This is a genomic window from Amycolatopsis sp. NPDC024027, assembly GCF_040638975.1.
GTDB lineage: Bacteria > Actinomycetota > Actinomycetes > Mycobacteriales > Pseudonocardiaceae > Amycolatopsis.
Map to the genome: position 1 here is coordinate 225,463 of NZ_JBEZYY010000018.1, position 16,207 is coordinate 241,669.

At 73.5% G+C, this 16,207-nt stretch carries 21 protein-coding genes; 7 read left to right on the forward strand and 14 right to left on the reverse strand.

The features are described 5' to 3' along the window. The first annotated feature begins 8 nt into the window (after positions 1–8). Positions 9–938 carry a proline dehydrogenase family protein gene (locus AB0F52_RS36075; protein WP_360180665.1) on the forward strand — a complete coding sequence of 310 codons (930 nt, stop codon included), beginning with the start codon at positions 9–11 and terminating at the stop codon, positions 936–938. A gap of 49 nt (positions 939–987) precedes the next feature. Here AB0F52_RS36075 and trxA read toward each other — a convergent pair whose 3' ends face one another. Beyond that, on the reverse strand, positions 988–1,359 hold the full coding sequence (gene trxA, locus AB0F52_RS36080; RefSeq protein WP_103339464.1) for a thioredoxin: 372 nt from the start codon (positions 1,357–1,359) through the stop codon (positions 988–990). Between the two features lie 85 nt (positions 1,360–1,444). Here trxA and AB0F52_RS36085 point away from each other — a divergent pair, with 85 nt between their 5' ends. The 4 genes from AB0F52_RS36085 (at position 1,445) to AB0F52_RS36100 (ending at position 3,820) form a co-directional block, all read left to right on the forward strand. Next, positions 1,445–1,687, forward strand: coding sequence for a DUF2630 family protein (locus AB0F52_RS36085; protein ID WP_003068842.1), 243 nt, complete (start codon positions 1,445–1,447; stop codon positions 1,685–1,687). A gap of 130 nt (positions 1,688–1,817) precedes the next feature. Then, the gene (locus AB0F52_RS36090) at positions 1,818–2,228 is read left to right on the forward strand and encodes a YciI family protein (RefSeq protein WP_360180667.1); all 411 of its coding nucleotides are present in this window, start codon (positions 1,818–1,820) and stop codon (positions 2,226–2,228) included. An 11-nt stretch (positions 2,229–2,239) separates the two neighbouring features. Continuing rightward, positions 2,240–2,677, forward strand: a complete 438-nt coding sequence (locus AB0F52_RS36095; RefSeq protein ID WP_360180669.1) for a VOC family protein — start codon at positions 2,240–2,242, stop codon at positions 2,675–2,677. Positions 2,678–2,680: 3 nt separating this feature from the next. Next, positions 2,681–3,820: a DUF6596 domain-containing protein gene (locus AB0F52_RS36100; protein WP_360180671.1), complete on the forward strand. Its 1,140-nt coding sequence runs from the start codon at positions 2,681–2,683 to the stop codon at positions 3,818–3,820. Positions 3,821–4,001: 181 nt separating this feature from the next. Here AB0F52_RS36100 and AB0F52_RS36105 read toward each other — a convergent pair whose 3' ends face one another. From AB0F52_RS36105 to AB0F52_RS36150, 10 genes are all read right to left on the reverse strand, one after another. After that, positions 4,002–5,549: an alpha/beta hydrolase gene (locus AB0F52_RS36105; protein WP_360180673.1), complete on the reverse strand. Its 1,548-nt coding sequence runs from the start codon at positions 5,547–5,549 to the stop codon at positions 4,002–4,004. Between the two features lie 71 nt (positions 5,550–5,620). Further along, positions 5,621–6,700 carry an ATP-dependent DNA ligase gene (locus AB0F52_RS36110; RefSeq protein WP_360180675.1) on the reverse strand — a complete coding sequence of 360 codons (1,080 nt, stop codon included), beginning with the start codon at positions 6,698–6,700 and terminating at the stop codon, positions 5,621–5,623. Between the two features lie 27 nt (positions 6,701–6,727). After that, a complete protein-coding gene (locus AB0F52_RS36115) occupies positions 6,728–7,327 on the reverse strand; it encodes an alkaline shock response membrane anchor protein AmaP (RefSeq protein ID WP_360180677.1) in 600 nt (199 codons plus the stop codon). Next, entirely contained in the window at positions 7,324–7,860 is a 537-nt protein-coding gene (locus AB0F52_RS36120) for a DUF6286 domain-containing protein (protein WP_360180679.1), read from the reverse strand. Before AB0F52_RS36120 ends, AB0F52_RS36115 begins: the two co-directional genes overlap by 4 nt. 2 nt (positions 7,861–7,862) lie before the next feature. Beyond that, positions 7,863–8,213, reverse strand: a complete 351-nt coding sequence (locus AB0F52_RS36125; protein WP_103339456.1) for an Asp23/Gls24 family envelope stress response protein — start codon at positions 8,211–8,213, stop codon at positions 7,863–7,865. Further along, positions 8,210–8,386, reverse strand: coding sequence for a hypothetical protein (locus AB0F52_RS36130; RefSeq protein ID WP_013224542.1), 177 nt, complete (start codon positions 8,384–8,386; stop codon positions 8,210–8,212). Before AB0F52_RS36130 ends, AB0F52_RS36125 begins: the two co-directional genes overlap by 4 nt. A gap of 115 nt (positions 8,387–8,501) precedes the next feature. Next, complete coding sequence (locus AB0F52_RS36135) at positions 8,502–8,939, reverse strand: Asp23/Gls24 family envelope stress response protein (RefSeq protein WP_360180681.1); 438 nt, start codon at positions 8,937–8,939, stop codon at positions 8,502–8,504. Between the two features lie 87 nt (positions 8,940–9,026). After that, positions 9,027–9,440: a hypothetical protein gene (locus AB0F52_RS36140; protein WP_360180683.1), complete on the reverse strand. Its 414-nt coding sequence runs from the start codon at positions 9,438–9,440 to the stop codon at positions 9,027–9,029. Beyond that, entirely contained in the window at positions 9,440–9,994 is a 555-nt protein-coding gene (locus AB0F52_RS36145; RefSeq protein WP_360180685.1) for a sigma-70 family RNA polymerase sigma factor, read from the reverse strand. The genes AB0F52_RS36140 and AB0F52_RS36145 overlap by 1 nt, the downstream gene beginning before the upstream one ends. Further along, a complete protein-coding gene (locus AB0F52_RS36150; protein ID WP_360180687.1) occupies positions 9,991–10,731 on the reverse strand; it encodes a pyrimidine reductase family protein in 741 nt (246 codons plus the stop codon). Before AB0F52_RS36150 ends, AB0F52_RS36145 begins: the two co-directional genes overlap by 4 nt. An 89-nt stretch (positions 10,732–10,820) precedes the next feature. Here AB0F52_RS36150 and zapE point away from each other — a divergent pair, with 89 nt between their 5' ends. Beyond that, a complete protein-coding gene (gene zapE / locus AB0F52_RS36155; protein ID WP_360180688.1) occupies positions 10,821–11,840 on the forward strand; it encodes a cell division protein ZapE in 1,020 nt (339 codons plus the stop codon). Here the strand turns inward: zapE and AB0F52_RS36160 are convergent. Next, positions 11,794–12,345, reverse strand: coding sequence for a phosphatase PAP2 family protein (locus AB0F52_RS36160; RefSeq protein ID WP_360180720.1), 552 nt, complete (start codon positions 12,343–12,345; stop codon positions 11,794–11,796). The genes zapE and AB0F52_RS36160 overlap by 47 nt on opposite strands. Positions 12,346–12,423: 78 nt before the next feature. On the opposite strand from AB0F52_RS36160, the gene AB0F52_RS36165 reads away from it, so the two are divergent. Then, positions 12,424–13,308: an FAD-dependent oxidoreductase gene (locus AB0F52_RS36165; protein ID WP_360180690.1), complete on the forward strand. Its 885-nt coding sequence runs from the start codon at positions 12,424–12,426 to the stop codon at positions 13,306–13,308. On the opposite strand, the gene AB0F52_RS36170 is transcribed toward AB0F52_RS36165, so the two are convergent. Continuing rightward, complete coding sequence (locus AB0F52_RS36170; protein ID WP_360180692.1) at positions 13,295–14,593, reverse strand: hypothetical protein; 1,299 nt, start codon at positions 14,591–14,593, stop codon at positions 13,295–13,297. The two genes, AB0F52_RS36165 and AB0F52_RS36170, sit on opposite strands and share 14 nt — an antisense overlap. A gap of 85 nt (positions 14,594–14,678) precedes the next feature. Next, positions 14,679–16,037, reverse strand: coding sequence for a DUF2252 domain-containing protein (locus AB0F52_RS36175; RefSeq protein ID WP_360180694.1), 1,359 nt, complete (start codon positions 16,035–16,037; stop codon positions 14,679–14,681). Positions 16,038–16,207: the final 170 nt, after the last annotated feature.

The following is a 16,207-nucleotide window of genomic DNA, read 5'->3' on the forward strand; positions in this document are numbered from 1 at the left end:
AGACCGTCATGCTGCGTGCCCCGTTGCTCGCCGCCGCCCGGTCGAAGGGCATCCGGCGGCTCGTGGAGGCCGTGCCCGCCACGCGGTCCGTGGTGCGCCGGTTCGTGGCCGGGTCCGAGACCGCCGACGCCGTCCGCGTGGCCGGGGAACTGGCCACCGGCGGCCGCCGGATCACCCTCGACCACCTGGGCGAGGACACCACCGACGCCGCGCAGGCGGCGGCGACCGTGGCGGCCTACGAAGCCGTGCTGACCGCGCTGGCCGCGAAAGGCCTGGCCGAGGGTGCGGACGTCTCGGTGAAGCTGTCGGCGGTCGGGCAGTTCCTGCCGTCGGACGGCGAGGACGTCGCCTTGGAGAACGCGCGGAAGATCTGCGCGGCGGCCGAGGCGGTCGGGGCCACCGTGACGCTCGACATGGAGGACCACACCACCACGGACTCGACGCTCGGCATCCTGCGCGAGCTGCGCGGCGAGTACCCGTGGGTGGGCGCGGTCCTGCAGGCCTACCTGCGCCGCACCGAGCAGGACTGCCGGGAGCTGGCGGGGCCCGGGTCGCGCGTGCGGCTGTGCAAGGGCGCGTACGCCGAGCCGGAGTCGGTGGCGTTCCCGGAGAAGTCCGAAGTGGACAAGTCCTACGTCCGCTGCCTGCGTGTCCTGATGGCGGGCGAGGGCTACCCGATGGTCGCTTCGCACGACCCGCGGATGATCGAGATCGCCGCCGCGCTGGCCGAGGAGCACGGCCGCACGGACGACGACCACGAGTTCCAGATGCTCTACGGCGTCCGGCCGGAGGAGCAGGCGCGCATCGCGGCTTCGGGGACGCGCATGCGCGTCTACGTGCCTTACGGCGACGAATGGTACGGCTACTTCATGCGGCGGCTGGCCGAGCGCCCGGCGAACCTGGCGTTCTTCCTGCGCGGGCTCGCCACCCGGTCCTGAGACATGACGAAGGCCGCCCCGCGGGGCGGCCTTCGTCATGTGGTGGTGGTCAGGCCTGTTCGGCCTCGGCTTCGGCGGCCTTGCGCTTGACCTCGTCCATGTCGACCTCGCGAGCCTGCTTGATGAGATCTTCGAGGGCGGGCTCGGGGAGCGCGCCGGGCTGGGCGTAGATCAGCGTCTTGTCCCGGATGATGGCCAGCGTCGGGATCGAGCGGACGTCGAAAGCGGCCGCGAGCTGCTGCTGCGCTTCGGTGTCGACGCTCGCGAAGACGATGTCCTCGTGCTTCTCGGAGGCCTTTTCGTAGACCGGCGCGAACTGGCGGCACGGCCCGCACCAGCTCGCCCAGAAGTCGATCAGGACGAACTCGTTGTCGGTAACCGTCTGGTCGAAGTTCTCGGCAGTCAGCTCAACGGTGCTCATGCCCTGGTCAACGATCCGGGCGCGGCGGGAATTCCCGGGGCCGGGGTAGCGTCTGATCGCGAGTACCCGCGAAGAGGAGGAACAGATGGCCGACGGTGAGATCCTGGGCCGGATCGACGAGCTGATCGCGGAGGAGCACGAGCTCCGGTCGCGCTCGGTCGGCGTGGGGCTGAGCGGCGGCGACAAGGACCGCCTCACCGCGGTCGAGCAGCAGCTCGACCAGTGCTGGGACCTGCTGCGGCAGCGGCGCGCGAAGACGGAGTTCCACGAGAACCCGGACGACGCCGCGGCCCGCCCGGTGTCCGAGGTGGAGTCCTACCGCCAGTAGGGCCCGTTGTGGCCGCCTATGGTGGGCGGCCACAAAAATCTTCTCCGGCGATGTCGAAACGCCGGAACCGGCTCCGTCCCCGGGGTGGAAGCGGCCAGAATGGGTCGCCACACACCGAGGGAGCACCACGATGGCCAAGTACCTGCTGCTGAAGCACTACCGCGGCGCGCCGGCCCCGGCGAACTGCGACACCTCCATCGACCAGTGGACGCCGGAAGAGATCGCGGCGCACATCCAGTACATGCAGGACTTCGGGGACAAGCTCGTGGCCACCGGCGAGTTCGTCGAGCACCAGGCGCTCGCCCCGGAAGGGACGTTCGTCCGCTACGACGGCGAAGGACGGCCGCCGGTCACCGACGGGCCGTTCCCCGAGACCAAGGACCTCATCGCCGGCTGGACGGTGATCGACGTCGACAGCTACGAACGCGCCCTCGAACTGGCCGCGGAGCTGTCGGCCGCGCCCGGCCCGAAGGGGGAACCGATCCACGAGTGGCTCGAGCTGCGCCCGTTCCTGGCCGCGCCGCCGACCATCACGGAATGACGGGGAGCACGATGGTTCTGCCACGGCTGGAGCACGTCGGCATCGTTGTCGGGGACCTCGAGGCGGCGAAGGCGTACTTCGCCGAGCTCGGGCTCGAGGTGGAGGGGGAAGGGGAGGTCGGGGGCCGGGCGGTCGACCGGATCGTCGGGCTGCCCGGCGTCCGGTCGGACCTGGTGATGATGCGGACGCCGGACGGCCACGGGAAGCTGGAGCTGATCCGGTACCGGACGCCGTCGAGCCCCGCGGGGGACCCGGAGGCGCCGGCGAACGCGCCCGGCCTGCGGCACGTCCTGTTCGAGGTGGCGGACATCGAGGGGGTCCTGGAGCGGCTGCGGCCGCACGGCGCCGAGCTCGTCGGCGAGGTGGTGCGGTACGAGGACAGCTTCAAGCTCTGCTACGTCCGCGGGCCCGAGGGGATCATCGTCGAGCTGGCCGAGCGGATCGGCTGAGCCGTGGACGAAGCCCTGCTCCGGAGCCTCACCCCGGGTGTCCTGGGCGTCCTCGTCCGCCGCGGAGCCGAGTTCGCGGCGGCCGAGGACGCCGTCCAGGAGGCGCTCGTCGAGGCGCTGCGCGTCTGGCCGGCCGAGGCGCCGCGGGATCCGAAGGGCTGGCTGGTCACCGTGGCGTGGCGCAAGTTCCTCGACGCGACCCGGGCGGACGCCGCCCGCCGCAAGCGCGAGGACGTCGTCGACACCGAGGTGGCGCCCGGGCCCGCGGCGGCCGTGGACGACACGCTCCAGCTGTACTTCCTGTGCGCGCACCCGTCGCTGACGCCGTCGTCGGCGGTCGCGCTCACGCTGCGGGCCGTCGGGGGGCTGACGACGCGGCAGATCGCGCAGGCGTACCTGGTGCCCGAGGCGACCATGGCGCAGCGCATCAGCCGCGCCAAGCGGACCGTGGCGGGGGTGCGGTTCGACCAGCCCGGCGACGTCGCCACCGTGCTGCGCGTCCTGTACCTGGTCTTCAACGAGGGGTACTCCGGGGACGTCGACCTCGCCGCCGAAGCGATCCGGCTGACCCGGCAGCTCGCGGCGTCCATCGACCACCCGGAGGTGGCGGGGCTGCTCGCGCTCATGCTGCTGCACCACGCCCGGCGCGCCTCCCGGACGACCGACGGCGGCAGCCTGGTCCCGCTGGCCGAGCAGGACCGGTCCCGGTGGGACACCGCGCTGATCACCGAAGGGGTGGCCGTCCTGCAGCGGGCCCTGTCCCGCGACCGGCTGGGCGAGTTCCAGGCCCAGGCGGCCATCGCGGCCCTGCACGCCGACGCGCAGGAGGCCGCGGAGACCGACTGGGTGCAGATCGTCGAGTGGTACGACGAGCTCGTCCGGCTGACCGGCAGCCCGGTCGTGCGGCTCAACCGCGCGGTCGCCGTCGGCGAGGCGGACGGACCGCGGGCCGGCCTGGCGGCGCTCGCGGAAGTGGAGGAGACGGTCCCGCGCCACACCGCGGTGTCGGCCTACCTCCACGAGCGCGACGGCGACCTGGAGACGGCGGCGAAGCTCTACGCCGAGGCGGCGGCCAAGGCCGCCAGTCTCCCCGAAGTCGACCACCTCACCCGCCAGGCCGCCCGCCTCAACACCGCCCGCTAACCCGGATCCCGCGTGACTGGAGGGGCATCTCGCGTGACTGGAGGGGCATCTCGCGTGATGGGGCGGGCATCTCGCGTGACTGGAGGGGCATCTCGCGTGATTGGAGGGGCATCATCGCGATGCCCCTCCAATCACGCGTGTGTCCCTTCTGAGCACGTGAGATGCCCCTTCGGGCACACGGTCAGGCGGGGCAGAGGGTGCCGTCGGCCGGGATCTTGCCGTCGACCAGGAAGGCGCGGGCCGCGTCGGTGACGCAGGGGGAGACGCCGAGGGCGCCGTGGCCCGCGCCCTGCCAGGTGATCGTCACCGCGGACGGCATCTGGTCGGCCGCGCGGGTGCTGCCGACCTGGGGCGTGATCGGGTCCGTCGCGGTGGCCGCGACCAGGATCGGCGGGGCGCCGGGCGCGCCCGGCGCCGGCAGCGGCTCGGTGCGCACCGGCCACGGGCCGCACCAGGCCAGCTGCTGGGCGATGACCGCGCCGAACTGCGGGTACTTGCCGCGCATCCCGGCCACGACCTGGTCGAGCTGATCGGCCGAGAGCCGGGTCTGGCTGTCGTTGCAGCGGGTGGCGATCGTGGCGTCGATCCGGGACGGCTGGGCGCGCGAGTCGTGCAGCACCGGCGCGGCGAACGCCGAGAGGGGGCCGATGTCCCCGGAGCGCGCCGCGGTGATCGCGTCGGCCAGCTCCGGCCACCGCGAGCGCTGCGAAAGTCCCGTGTAGACGGCGTACATCGCGACACCCGGGCCGAACGCGACGTCGTCGTCGATCGACGCCGGGGCGCGCCGCAGCTGGTCGGTGAGCGCGGCCAGCGCCGCTTTCGGGTCGCCGAGGGCGCAGTGCCGCGACGCGCAGTCCGTCGCGAAAGCGTCCAATGTGGACTGCGCGCCGGCGGCGACCGCGTCGAGGACCGCGGCCGTGTCGGTGCCCGGGTCCGGCACGCCGTCGAGGACCATGCGCCCGACCTGGCCGGGGAAGCGCACCGCGTACTCGGCCAGCACCTTCGAGCCGTCGCCGTGGCCGAGCGCGTCGAGCCGCTCCATGCCGAGTTGCTTGCGCAGCTCGTCGAGGTCGCCCGCGCCGCGCCAGCTGTCCAGCGCGGTCTGGGTGTCGTCCAGCTCGATGGCGCACTGCTGGCCGGCCTTGCGGGCCGCGTCCAGCACGTCGCCGAGGCCGCCCTGCACCGGGTCGGCGTCGACGAGGTCGTGCCGGATGTCGGCGGGGACGCACTGGGCGGCGCCGGAGAGCCCGGTGCCGCGCCGGTCCAGGCCGATCAGCGAGAACTTTTCCAGGAACGCGGGCGGCAGCGTCGCGGCCAGCCGCGCGGCGTACACGGTGCCCGGGTCGCCGTCGACGTCGTTGACCACGACCAGCGGCACCGGCCCGCTGCCGACCTTCAGCGCCAGCAGCCGCACCAGCGAGCGCCGCGGCTCGCCCGGGGCGTCGAGCGGCGCGGTGACGCGGGCGCAGGTGAAGTGCAGGCCGTCCGGGACGCCGGGGGTGCCGATGCGCTGGCGGGTGTCGTCGTCGCAGTCGGCCCACTTCAGCGCCGGCGACTGCGGTTCGCCCAGCGGCGGCAGGGGGACCCCGGGCGCCCGGGCCGGCGTGCCGCCGGTCGTCTTCCCGTCGTTCTCGACCAGCGCCGGGCGCACCGACGGCCCCGCGGCGCAGCCCGCGGCGGCGGTCAGGGCGAGCAGCGCGGCCAGGAGACGGGTACGGCGGCGGCGCACGGGCGGTGTCCTCACGTCGAACGTCGATCAAGGGGCAGGCCGAGCTTCGCACGGCCGGTGTGGGACGCGGGTTAGCGGGTCCGGACCACCTGGCCGCGGAAGACGGCGTCGAGGTCGTAGCGGGCCGGCTCCTCGAGCTGGCTGTAGTCGCACGACGCGGGTTCGCGGTCGGGCCGCCAGCGCTTGAACCGCGCGTTGTGCCGGAACCGCGACGGCATGCCGCCTTCGGTGTTCTCGTAGGCGGCCTCGACGACGCGCTCGGGCCGCAGCGGCACCCATTCGTGCTCGGTGGCGCGCCAGCGGGTGATGCCGCCCGGGATGCGCTGGGCTTCGCCGGTGGCCCGGCCGCCCCACGGGTGGTCCTCGCCGTCGGTGATCAGGGGGGCCAGTTCCTCGGCGAGCTCGCGGCGGCGGTCCTTGGGGAACGAGCCGATGGTGCCGACGTGGTGGAGCACGCCCTTTTCGTCGTGCAGGCCGAGCAGGAAGGAGCCGACGAGCTCACCCGGGGCGCCGTCGACGTGCCAGCGCAGCCCGGCGAGGACGCAGTCGGCGGTGCGCACGTGCTTGTACTTGAGCATGACGCGTTTGCCGGGGGTGTAGGGCTCGTCGAGGGGCTTGCCGATGACGCCGTCGAGGCCGGCGCCCTCGAACAGCTCGAACCAGTGGCGTGCGGTGCCGGGATCGGTGGTCGCCGGGGTGAGCGGGAACCGGTCGCCGGCCAGCTCGACGAGGCGTTCGCGGCGGACGGACGTCGGTTCGTCGAGCAGCAGGTCGTCCTCCAGGGCGAGGACGTCGAAGGCGACGAACTCGGCGGGCTGTTCGGCGGCCAGCAGCGTGATCCGGCTTTCGGCGGGGTGGATGCGTTCGGTGAGGGCATCGAAGTTCAGCCGCCCGGCCCGCGCGACGACGAGCTCACCGTCGAGCACGACCCGCGGTGGCAGGGTGTCCAGCAGCCGCGCGACGGCCTCCGGGAAGTACCGGTTGAGCGGCTTTTCCGCGCGCGACTGCAGGTACAGCTCGTCGCCGTCGCGGAAGACGATGCAGCGGAAGCCGTCCCACTTCGGTTCGAACAGCAGGCCCCCGGAGTCGGGGATGGCCTTGGCGGGCTTGGCGAGCATCGGCTTCAGCGGCGGCTTCAGCGGTAGGGGCATGCCCCGCATTCTGCGCAAAACCCCGGCTCAGCGCACGCGTTTGGCCGGGCCCGTGTCGAGTTCCAGGCGGACCGCCGTGGGCAGAGACGCCAGGCCGAGCGATTCGCGGGCGCGGGTCAGCACGCGCGTGTCGAGGTCCGACCACACCCGCTTGAGGTCCGTGCCTTCGCGCAGCCACAGGGTGATCCGCAACGCCGGCGAAGTGCGCGAGCCGACCGCGCGGACGCGGGCCCGGCCGACGCCGTCGAGCTGCTCCGCGTCGGCCTGGACCGCGCCGGCGATCGCGGCCGCGGTGACCACCAGTTCCGCGCCTTCGGTGCGGTCGAGGTCGAGGTCGGGCCGTGGTTCCGGGCGCAGCGAACGCAGTGCCCACCGCAGCCCGAGGACGAACAGCAGCACCCCGAGCACGATCGCGGCGACGCGCGCCGGGGTCGCGTGCTCGCCGAGCCAGGTCACGGCGATGGGGTCCAGGAGCGGGCGGCGGCCGCGGAATTCGCCGAGCCCGCCGAGGCCGACCACCAGGGCCAGCGCCCCGCCCAGGAAGGCGAGCAGCCCGACGAGGAACGTCAGCGTGCGTTCGCCGGTGTACGACCGGGAGAGGGCCTTCGCGGCGATCGTCTTGCTCATCGGCGGTCCTTCGGCGAGTCGACGACGACCGACACCTTCGGCCGCCGCACCAGCGGGAGCTCGTCCAGCAGCGCCGACACCGTGGCGAGCAGGCGCGGCCGCAGCTCGCCTTCGGTCTCGAGGGTGCTCTTCGCGCGGACGCGGATGCGGCGGGCGCTCGCGGTGACCGACGCGCCCGCGACGTTGTCCTGCGCGCGCACGGTCAACCCGACCAGCCGGGCCAGCGACCGCGGTGACGTCGAGACGCTCACGTCCCCGGCCGGGTCGGTCAGCCGGACGGCGCGGTTGCCGGCGGCGAGCGCGCACACCACCAGGACCAGGCCCGCGGCGGCCAGCACGCCGGCCCCGACGCGCACCGCGTAGGCGTCCCAGCCCAGCGACGCCAGGCCGGCCTGCCAGCGCGGCCACGGGACCAGCAGCGGCGCCGAGCCCGGACGCCACCAGTGCCAGCCGACTTCGAGGGCCAGCAGGGCGCCGGCCGCGGCGAAGGCCAGGCCGAGCAGGGTAGCGAGGATGCGGACGAACGGGCGCACGGCTACCGCACCCTCGGTGCGACGTCCGGTAGCAGCGCGGACACCGTCACGGCCAGGGTCCGCACGCGGTAGCCGGTGAGCAGCTCGACCTCTTCGGTGACCTTCTCGCGCACGTCGCCGACGACCGCGCGGACCGCCGCGGGGTAGCGCAGGGCCAGGTCGAGCGCGAGGTCGACGTCGTTGTCGTGGCCGCCGACCTTGGCCTTCGGCCCGGTCTTGCCGTTCCGGGTGGTGCCGGGCACCTGGCCGGCCGCGTGCTGGGCGACCTTGCGGACCACGGCGTGCCCGATGGTGAGGGTGCCGCGCTCGGCCGGTTCGGCGAGCTCGCGCGGCACGTCCAGGGCGGGGCTCACTTGTCGCGGCCCTTGCCGAACAGCTCGCCGAGGTCGAGTTCGCCGTCGAGGACCCGGCCGGCGACGAGGCCGATGATCCCGACGGCCAGGGTCACCAGGAACGCGGTGAAGCCCTGGGTCGCGGCGAGGCCGAGGATCAGCCCGGCCAGGAGCCCGGTCTGCGTTGCGTTCACATGTCCTCCTTGGACGGGGTGGCTGGGGACGCAGTGAATGACTCATTCCTGGCGTCGGACGTCATGAATGAGTCATTCATGACGCCGCAGCGGGGGCGAACCCGCGTCGCCCCGGTCATTCCACCCGCGTGGACTCGGGTTCTTCTTCTCCCGGCAGGAAGATGTCGTTGACCGCGATGTTCACCTCGATCACCTCGAGGCCGGTGATCTGCTCGACCGCGGTGATCACGTTGCGCCGCACCGCGCGGGCGACGTCGGTGATGCGCGCGCCGTACTCGACGACGACGTCGAGGTCGATCGCGGTCTGCTTCTCGCCGACCTCCACCGACACGCCGGTGGTGGTGACCGTGCCGGAGCCGGGGATGCGCTCGCGCAGCGCGCCGATCGCGCGGGACACCCCGCCGCCGCCCAGCGTGTGCACGCCGGCGACTTCGCGGGCGGACAGGCCGGCGATCTTCTGCACGACCAGCGACGAGATCGTGGTGCGGCCGGCGGTGCCCTCTTCGTTGAGCGGCGTCACCGTGCCGGGGCTTTCGGTCCGTTCCGGGTGCATGCTTGCGGGCTCCTCTCGGCGGGTTCTCGCCCATACGATGCCCGGCGGCGCGAAACCCTCACGCAAGGTCCCCCGATCGGGGTAATCTCACCCCGGGTGGACGTCCACGACGTGCACGTTCACCACCGGGGCGACCCCCAGCTGCCGGGCCAGCCCGGCAGTGATCTCCCGCCGGAGCGCTTCGGCGGCGGCGTCGGCGATGATGCCGAACCGGACCGAAACCAGCACCTGCACGACGTCGTCCTCGACGGCGACGGCCGAGATCCGCACGCCGAACGCGGCCCGGTCCGCGGCGATCGTCCGGGCCAGCCGGTCGACGACGTCCCCGGCGACGCGCAGCCGGCCGGACTCGCCGGGTACCTCCACCGCCGTCCGGCGGCCGCGGGCGACGGCCCGCAGCACGCGTTCGACCAGGCCGGGCGGGGTGGGCACCCGGCGCCGGGCCGCGGCGCGCACGGCGTCCCAGCGGGGGTCGGACTCGGGATCCTCGCGCTCGGCCATCACCGCTCCCTCAACTCGGCGAGCAGCGCCACCCTGGCCCGGTGCAGCCGGGAACGCAAGGCGCCGACGTTCACGTCGAGCACGTCGGCGACCTCTTCGTAGCTCAGCCCCTCCAGTTCGCGCAGCACGAGCGGGACGCGCTGGGACACCTCCAGCCGGCCGACCGCCCGCAGCACCGCGTCCACCTCTTCGGCGCGCACGACGCGGCCTTCGGGGCCGGGCACCGCCGCGGCCAGCAGTGCGCTGTCCACAGTGGACTGCGGATCGGGGGCGTCGAGCGAGACCGTCGGACGGCGGCGGCGCAGCACGGCGAGCGCGCTGTTGGTGACGACGCGGTAGAGCCACGTCGACACCGCCGACTCCTGCCGGAACCCGGCCAGCGACCGCCACGCGGCCAGCCACGCCTCCTGCACGACGTCCTCGGCCTCGGCCGCGCTGCCGGTGATCCGCAGCGCGACCCGGTACATCCGGGGCGTGTGTTCCCGCACCAGCGCGCCGAACGCGGTGTGGTCGCCGCCCGCGGCCCGGGCGAGGAGCTCGGTGTCGTCGCTCACCCGGCGTCCCGGCGGTAGCGCAGGAGCGTGAAGCCGTCCTCGACCAGGATCGAAGCCAGGGCGAGCCGGCGCGGCACGGCGGGCGCGGCCCCCGCGGCGATCCGGCCCGCGGTCCCGGCCACCAGCAGCGGCGCGACGGTCAGGCACAGCTGGTCGACGAGATCGGCGGCGACGAGCCGGGCGAAGAGACCGGGGCCGCCTTCGCAATCGACCCGGCGCAGGCCGCGGGCGGCCAGCAGGTCGAGGGCCAGCGCGAGGTCGACGTCGCCGGCACCTGCCCGCAGGACCTCGGCCCCGGCGGCTTCGAGGGCGCGCGTGTCGGCGGTGTCCGTGGTGACCACGATCGGGGGAACGGCGGTTTCGGTGAACAGCCGGGAAGCCGGGTCCAGCTCGGCGGTGCGCGTCACCACGGCGATCGGCGGGACACCGGCGAACCCGAGCCGGCGTCGGCGCTCCAGGCGTTTCGCGCCCGCGACGACCCCGCGGTAGTTCTCGGCGCGGGCGGTCCCGGCGCCGACCAGGATGACGTCGGCGAGGTCCCGGCCGAGCAGGAAGACCTTGCGGTCGGCAGCGTGCGAGAGTCCCGCCGAGGTGGTGTCGATCTCGACGGCGCCGTCCGCGGACGCGACGAAGTTGACCTGCACCCAGGGTCTCGACAGGCCGGCCGGGTAGGCGTAGATCTCCTCGAGGTCCGTCGCCGTCAGCTCGCCCGTCGATTCAGGCCACACACTCCGCACGTGATCATCCCAGCACGGACGTGAAACAGGTCTCTACCGGGGGATATGCCCGGTCAGCGGTACCCGGGGCGCGGATAGGCTCTGCGACCATGCCCGCGCACCTGACCGGCCGCCGTCCCGAGCTGTCCGCCGACGAGCTGATCGGCGCGCTCGTGCCGCCGCCGCGCTTCGGCGCCGTGCGGTTCGACACCTACCTGCCCAACCCGGACGAGCCCAGCCAGGCCGCCGCGGTCGAGGCGTGCTCGGCGTTCGCGGCGAAGGTGGGGGCGCGCCGGGAGAAGAAGCGGTTCAGGCTCTTCGGCGGATCGTCGGAGCCGGCCGGGCCGATGGGGCTCTACCTCGACGGTGGGTTCGGCGTCGGCAAGACCCACCTGCTCGCCTCGACGTGGCACGCCGCGCCGTCGCCCAAGGCGTACGGCACCTTCGTCGAGCTGACCCACCTCGTCGGCGCGCTGGGCTTCGCCGAGGCCGTGCGGCGGTTGTCGGAGCACCGGATCCTGGCCATCGACGAGTTCGAGCTGGACGACCCGGGCGACACCACGCTGGTCACCCGCCTGCTGCAGGAGCTGATGGACGCCGGGGTGTTCATCGCGGCGACGTCGAACACCCTGCCGGAGAAGCTGGGCGAGGGCCGGTTCGCCGCCGAGGACTTCCTGCGCGAGATCCAGACGCTGTCGGCCCGCTTCGGCGTGGTGCGCGTCGACGGCCCGGACTACCGGCACCGCGGCCTGCCGGACGCGCCGCCGCCCGTCTCGCCGGCGGAGCTGGAGGCGTCGGCCGCCGCGCACGAAGGGTCCACTGTGGACGACTTCGACGCGCTGTGCGCGCACCTGGCGGAACTGCACCCGTCGCGCTACGGCCGGCTGCTCGACGACGTCACCCGCGTGCACCTGCGCGGCATTCACCCGGCGCCGGACCAGAACGTGGGCCTGCGGCTGGTCGCCTTCGCCGACCGGCTCTACGACCGGGCCATCCCGCTCGTCGTGTCGGGCGAGCCGCTGCGGTCGCTGTTCACCGAGGAGATGGTGAACGGCGGCTACCGCAAGAAGTACCTGCGCGCGGTCAGCCGGTTGACGGCGCTGGCGCGGGACGCGGTGCCGGCCAGCTGAACAGCACCACCGCGACGGCGAAGAGCGTGCCGCCGACGACGTCGGTGAGGTAGTGGTAGCCCATGCCGACGAGCCCCGCCGCGGCGGCGAGCAGCGCCACCGCGGCCAGCACGGCCACGACGACCCGGCGGGTGACCAGGACGAGCACCGTCAGCACCGCCACCAGGCTCACCGTGTGGCCGCTCGGGTAGACCAGGGTGTCGTTCTTCCACCGGTCGTACAGCGGTTTCAGCAGCCAGGTGTTCAGCAGGATGGCCAGCACCGGCACGGCGAGCGCGAGCGTGGCCTCCAGCCGCCGTCCGGCGCGCAGGCACAGGAAGACCGCGAGCAGGCCCAGCGCGAGCACGACGTACGGCTCGGTCGGGAGGACCAGCGCCCGCAGCACGCCGGGGCTCAGGTGCGCGACGGCCCGGGCGGCGTCGTCGTCGACCGCCCCGGGGGTCGTCCCGCCGGCGAACGGCAGGCCCAGCAGCAGCGCGAGCAGGCCGCAGACGGCGGCCGGCACCCGGATCGTCCTCACCCGCGCGAGGGTAGCCGGGCCCCCGGGACCCGCCGGGAGCCGCGGGTGCGTCACGATGCGGGGATGCGGGTGACAGTCGCCGGGGCCGGGATCGTCGGGCTGAGCAGTGCGTACCGGCTGGCGGAGGCGGGCCACGACGTCACGGTCGTGGCGGCGGCCCCGCCGGCGGAGTCGACGTCCGCCGTCGCGGGCGGGGTGGTGTACCCGCCGGGCCGTGGTCCGGACGAGCGGATCGCGCGGTGGACCGCGGCGAGCGTCGCGGTGTTCCGCGGGCAGGACGCACCGGGCGTGCGGTTCCGCCGCGGCCGGGTCCTGCTGCCGGCGGGCACACCGGACCCGCAGTGGCTCCCGGCGGTGGAGGCCGCGGTCCGCGACGGCGACCGCGTCGAGTTCACGACGGCGGTGGTCGACACGCCGGTGTACCTGGACTGGCTGCTCGCCGGGGTGGACGCGCTGGGCGTGCGGGTCGAGTACCGGTCCCTGACGTCACTTTCCGGCCTCGGCGCGGACGTCGTGGTCAACGCGGCCGGTCTCGGCGCGGGCGCGCTGGCGGGCGACCGGTCGATGGTCCCGGTCGGCGGCCAGGTCGTGCACGTGCCCGACCCGGGCCTGCCGGAGTTCGTGGTCGACGGGACGGGCCCGGGCATCACGTACGTGATCCCGCACGGAGACCACGTGGTGTGCGGCGGAACGGAGGAGCTGGGCCGCGCCGACACCGACCCGAACCCGGCCGTGACGGCGGACATCCTGCGCCGCGCCCGCGAGCTGGAACCGCGGTTGGCGGGCGCGGAGGTGCTGCGGTCGCTGGTGGGGCTGCGCCCGTCCCGGCGCGAGGTGCGGCTGGAGCGGGAGGGCGACGTGGTGCACTGCTACGGCCACGGCGGAGCGGGGATCACCTTGGCCTGGGGGTGCGCGGCGGACGTCGCCGAACTGGTCACAGCCGGATGAGCTCGGTGATACCGCGCTGCTTCAGGTGGTTCGCGTCCCAAGCGCGGCTCTGCAGCACGAACGCCACCCGCTTCCCCTCGGCCGCCAGCTTGAAGAACCGGTCGTTGCCCCACGTCGGGAAGAGGTCCGGGATCACGATCGCCGCTGTGCGCGGGGCCGGCTGCGGTGGCGTCCGGTCGAACTCGGCCACCAGGTTCTTCAGCGCCTGACCGGCGGGCTTCAGCTTGCGGTCGTTCGTGTACAGCCCGAGGTCGTACTCCAGCGGGTTCAGGTTCGGGACCAGCGCCGGGTTCACGTCGTGGGAGCACCACCACGTGAAGCCCAGGGTGTGGGCGCAGGAGGCCGCGTTGCGGATCGACCGGGACAGCCACTCGCCGTACTGGGGGCGGGTCGCCTCGCTGAAGTGGATCGACGGTGCCGCGCCGTCCTCCTGGATCCAGACGCGGCGCGCCGGGTCCGTCGCGTACGCCTGGGCCACCTGGATCAGCCGCTCCGCGTTGTGCGTCGCGACCGCGCCGAGGGGGTCCGTCTCGAGCGTGCCCGAGAACGACGTCCACGGGTGGATCGCCACCACGGAGCCCGCGTCCGCGAGCCCGGGGCGGGTGAAGTAGGTGCCGTTGTCCCACGGTGCCCGGTCGCAGCCGACCGTGTGCGCCTTGCCGGGGGCTGCTTCTTCGGCGGTGGCACACAGCGTGCGCGCCCACGTGTCGGCCTGGGCCTGGGTGACGAACAGGCCGGCGAAGTCGTCCCAGTAGTAGTACGGCTCGTTCGACAGGTCGAAGCCGAGGAAGCGCGGGTGCCGCCCGATCCGTTCGGCGAGGGCCCGCACCAGCGTCCGCTGCGCGTCGAGGGCCGCCGGGTCGGTGAACCAGTTGACCGGCTTCGGCTTCGTCTGCAGCCAGTTCGGCGTCCAGTAGCGGGCCGAGATGTGGCCGTTGAACACGGTGACCTCGACGTCCAGCCCGGCCGCGTCCGCGAGGTCGAGGAACCGGTGCAGCCGGTCGAGCTTTTCGCCGCTCACCAACGCCGGTTCCGGCTGGAAGGCCGACCACAGCAGCATGATCCGGATGTGGTCGAGCCCGAGCGCGGCGATGTCGTCGAGGTCGCGGCGCAGGTCGGCCTCGCGCCAGTCCTCCCACATGTGGAACCAGCGCGTCGACGGCGTGTAGTTGACGCCCAGCCGGAACGCCCGCCGCGGGGGAGCCGCCAGTGCGGGTGCCGCCGTGGCCGCCAGTGCCGTCGCGACCGCTCCCGTGAGCACCGACCGCCGCTTGAGATCCGCCACGCCGTCTCCTCCTCGCCGTCACCTGATCGGGCACATGTAGCACGGCGGGGAAGTCGATCTCCAGTGTTGACCCGCACCCTGTCCGTCAGTTGCGGGAGAAGGCGGCGTGGTCGGCCTCCGTCTGGTCGGCGTACCGCACGGCATATGCACCCATCACCTCGTCGAGCTCCGAGTCGTCGGCGAAGTAGCCGGACAGGAGCTTCGGGTGCAGCGATCGCGTGTGGGCGCGGGCGAGCAGCGCCCCGGCCAGCCGGCCGTAGTCGTCGAGGTGGTCCTTCTCCAGTTCCGCCGGGTCGATGTCGCCCTTGAGGTTGCGGAACTGGCGGACGATGAACGGGACGCCGTCGATCGTGGTCCAGCCGAGCAGGATGTCCGTCTCCGCCTGCACCAGCCGGGCGCCGTCGACGATGCGCTGCCCTTCGTGGGCGGCCTCCGGCAGGTCCAGGTACGGCGCCAGCGCGGGCCGCTGCGCCTGTTTCACCTGCAGCACCAGGTCTTCGTCGTCGTTGCCGTGCAGCAGGGCGACGTAACTGCGCAGCCCGACGCTGCCCGTGCCGACCACCCGGAAGGCGACGTCGGCGAGCCGGTAGCGCGCGATGAGCGTGCGCCGCGACTCGCGCAGCGTGTCCACATAGGACGCCAGGCCGGCCGCGACGGCCTCGGCCGTCCGCTCGTCGACGTGGGTCAGCACCGGCGGGTCCGCGACGAACCGGTGGCGGGCCAGGCCGGTCTCGTGGTCGTCGACGCGCTCGGTCCACCGCGCCGAGACCTTCGCGTGATCGTTCTTGCGCGCTTTCTCGGCCGCGTCGGCGAAGTCGTCGATCAGCTCGTCGGCCCGCGCCTTCGACAGCACGGACGAGTCCGGCAGCGCGTTCCAGCTTCGCAAGAACGGCAGCTCGGCCAGCGCGCGGATCGTCCGGCGGTAGGACTTCACGGCGTCTTCGGCGGCCTCGCGGCAGCCCGATTCGCGGATGCCGCCTTCGCGGCCGGCGAGCACGAGGCTGGCCGCGAGCCGCTTGAGGTCCCACTCCCACGGGCCCGGCACCGTCTCGTCGAAGTCGTTGATGTCCATCACGATCTTGCCCTCGGGCGTGCCGTAGAGCCCGAAGTTCGCGGCGTGCGCGTCGCCGCAGAGCTGCGCGGCAACGCCGGACGACGGCGTGCCGGCGAGGTCGGCGCCCATCAGCCCGGCCGCGCCGCGGAAGAAGGTGAACGGCGAGGCGAGCATGCGTTCCCGCCGCAGTTCGGTCAGCTCCGGCAACCGCCCGGCGCTGGTGGCCTCGAAGTACTGTTTTGCGCTCGGCCGGTCTTTCGCGGCCGCCGCGTGGTCGTGCACCGCGGCCGGCGTCTTCTCCCGGAGCCGCTTCCCCTGTTCGTACAGCTCGGCCGGCGTCACGCTCTCGGTGCCGACCAGCGGTCGTTCCACCCAGTCCCCTGATCCCATACCGGGCACAACGTCCGAAGGGGACGTTGTGCTCCCGGCGGCCGCCGGTGTGGGCGCTTGCGGACGTCGCGAATGACTCATTCGGGACGAAAGGGGTCGCCCAAATGTTCTTAAGGAGAAGCGGGTGTGGTGGGGGCGGGGGCTGGGGCGGGCAGGGTGTTACGACAAGC

Excerpts from the sequence above, each read along its gene's own strand:
- AB0F52_RS36075 (WP_360180665.1), top strand. The coding sequence starts at position 9 with ATGCTGCGTGCCCCGTTGCTCGCCGCCGCCCGGTCGAAGGGCATCCGG.
- trxA (WP_103339464.1), bottom strand. The coding sequence starts at position 1,359 with ATGAGCACCGTTGAGCTGACTGCCGAGAACTTCGACCAGACGGTTACC.
- AB0F52_RS36085 (WP_003068842.1), top strand. The coding sequence starts at position 1,445 with ATGGCCGACGGTGAGATCCTGGGCCGGATCGACGAGCTGATCGCGGAG.
- AB0F52_RS36090 (WP_360180667.1), top strand. The coding sequence starts at position 1,818 with ATGGCCAAGTACCTGCTGCTGAAGCACTACCGCGGCGCGCCGGCCCCG.
- AB0F52_RS36095 (WP_360180669.1), top strand. The coding sequence starts at position 2,240 with ATGGTTCTGCCACGGCTGGAGCACGTCGGCATCGTTGTCGGGGACCTC.
- AB0F52_RS36110 (WP_360180675.1), bottom strand. The coding sequence starts at position 6,700 with ATGCCCCTACCGCTGAAGCCGCCGCTGAAGCCGATGCTCGCCAAGCCC.
- AB0F52_RS36115 (WP_360180677.1), bottom strand. The coding sequence starts at position 7,327 with ATGAGCAAGACGATCGCCGCGAAGGCCCTCTCCCGGTCGTACACCGGC.
- AB0F52_RS36135 (WP_360180681.1), bottom strand. The coding sequence starts at position 8,939 with ATGCACCCGGAACGGACCGAAAGCCCCGGCACGGTGACGCCGCTCAAC.
- AB0F52_RS36140 (WP_360180683.1), bottom strand. The coding sequence starts at position 9,440 with ATGGCCGAGCGCGAGGATCCCGAGTCCGACCCCCGCTGGGACGCCGTG.
- zapE (WP_360180688.1), top strand. The coding sequence starts at position 10,821 with ATGCCCGCGCACCTGACCGGCCGCCGTCCCGAGCTGTCCGCCGACGAG.
- AB0F52_RS36165 (WP_360180690.1), top strand. The coding sequence starts at position 12,424 with ATGCGGGTGACAGTCGCCGGGGCCGGGATCGTCGGGCTGAGCAGTGCG.
- AB0F52_RS36175 (WP_360180694.1), bottom strand. The coding sequence starts at position 16,037 with ATGGGATCAGGGGACTGGGTGGAACGACCGCTGGTCGGCACCGAGAGC.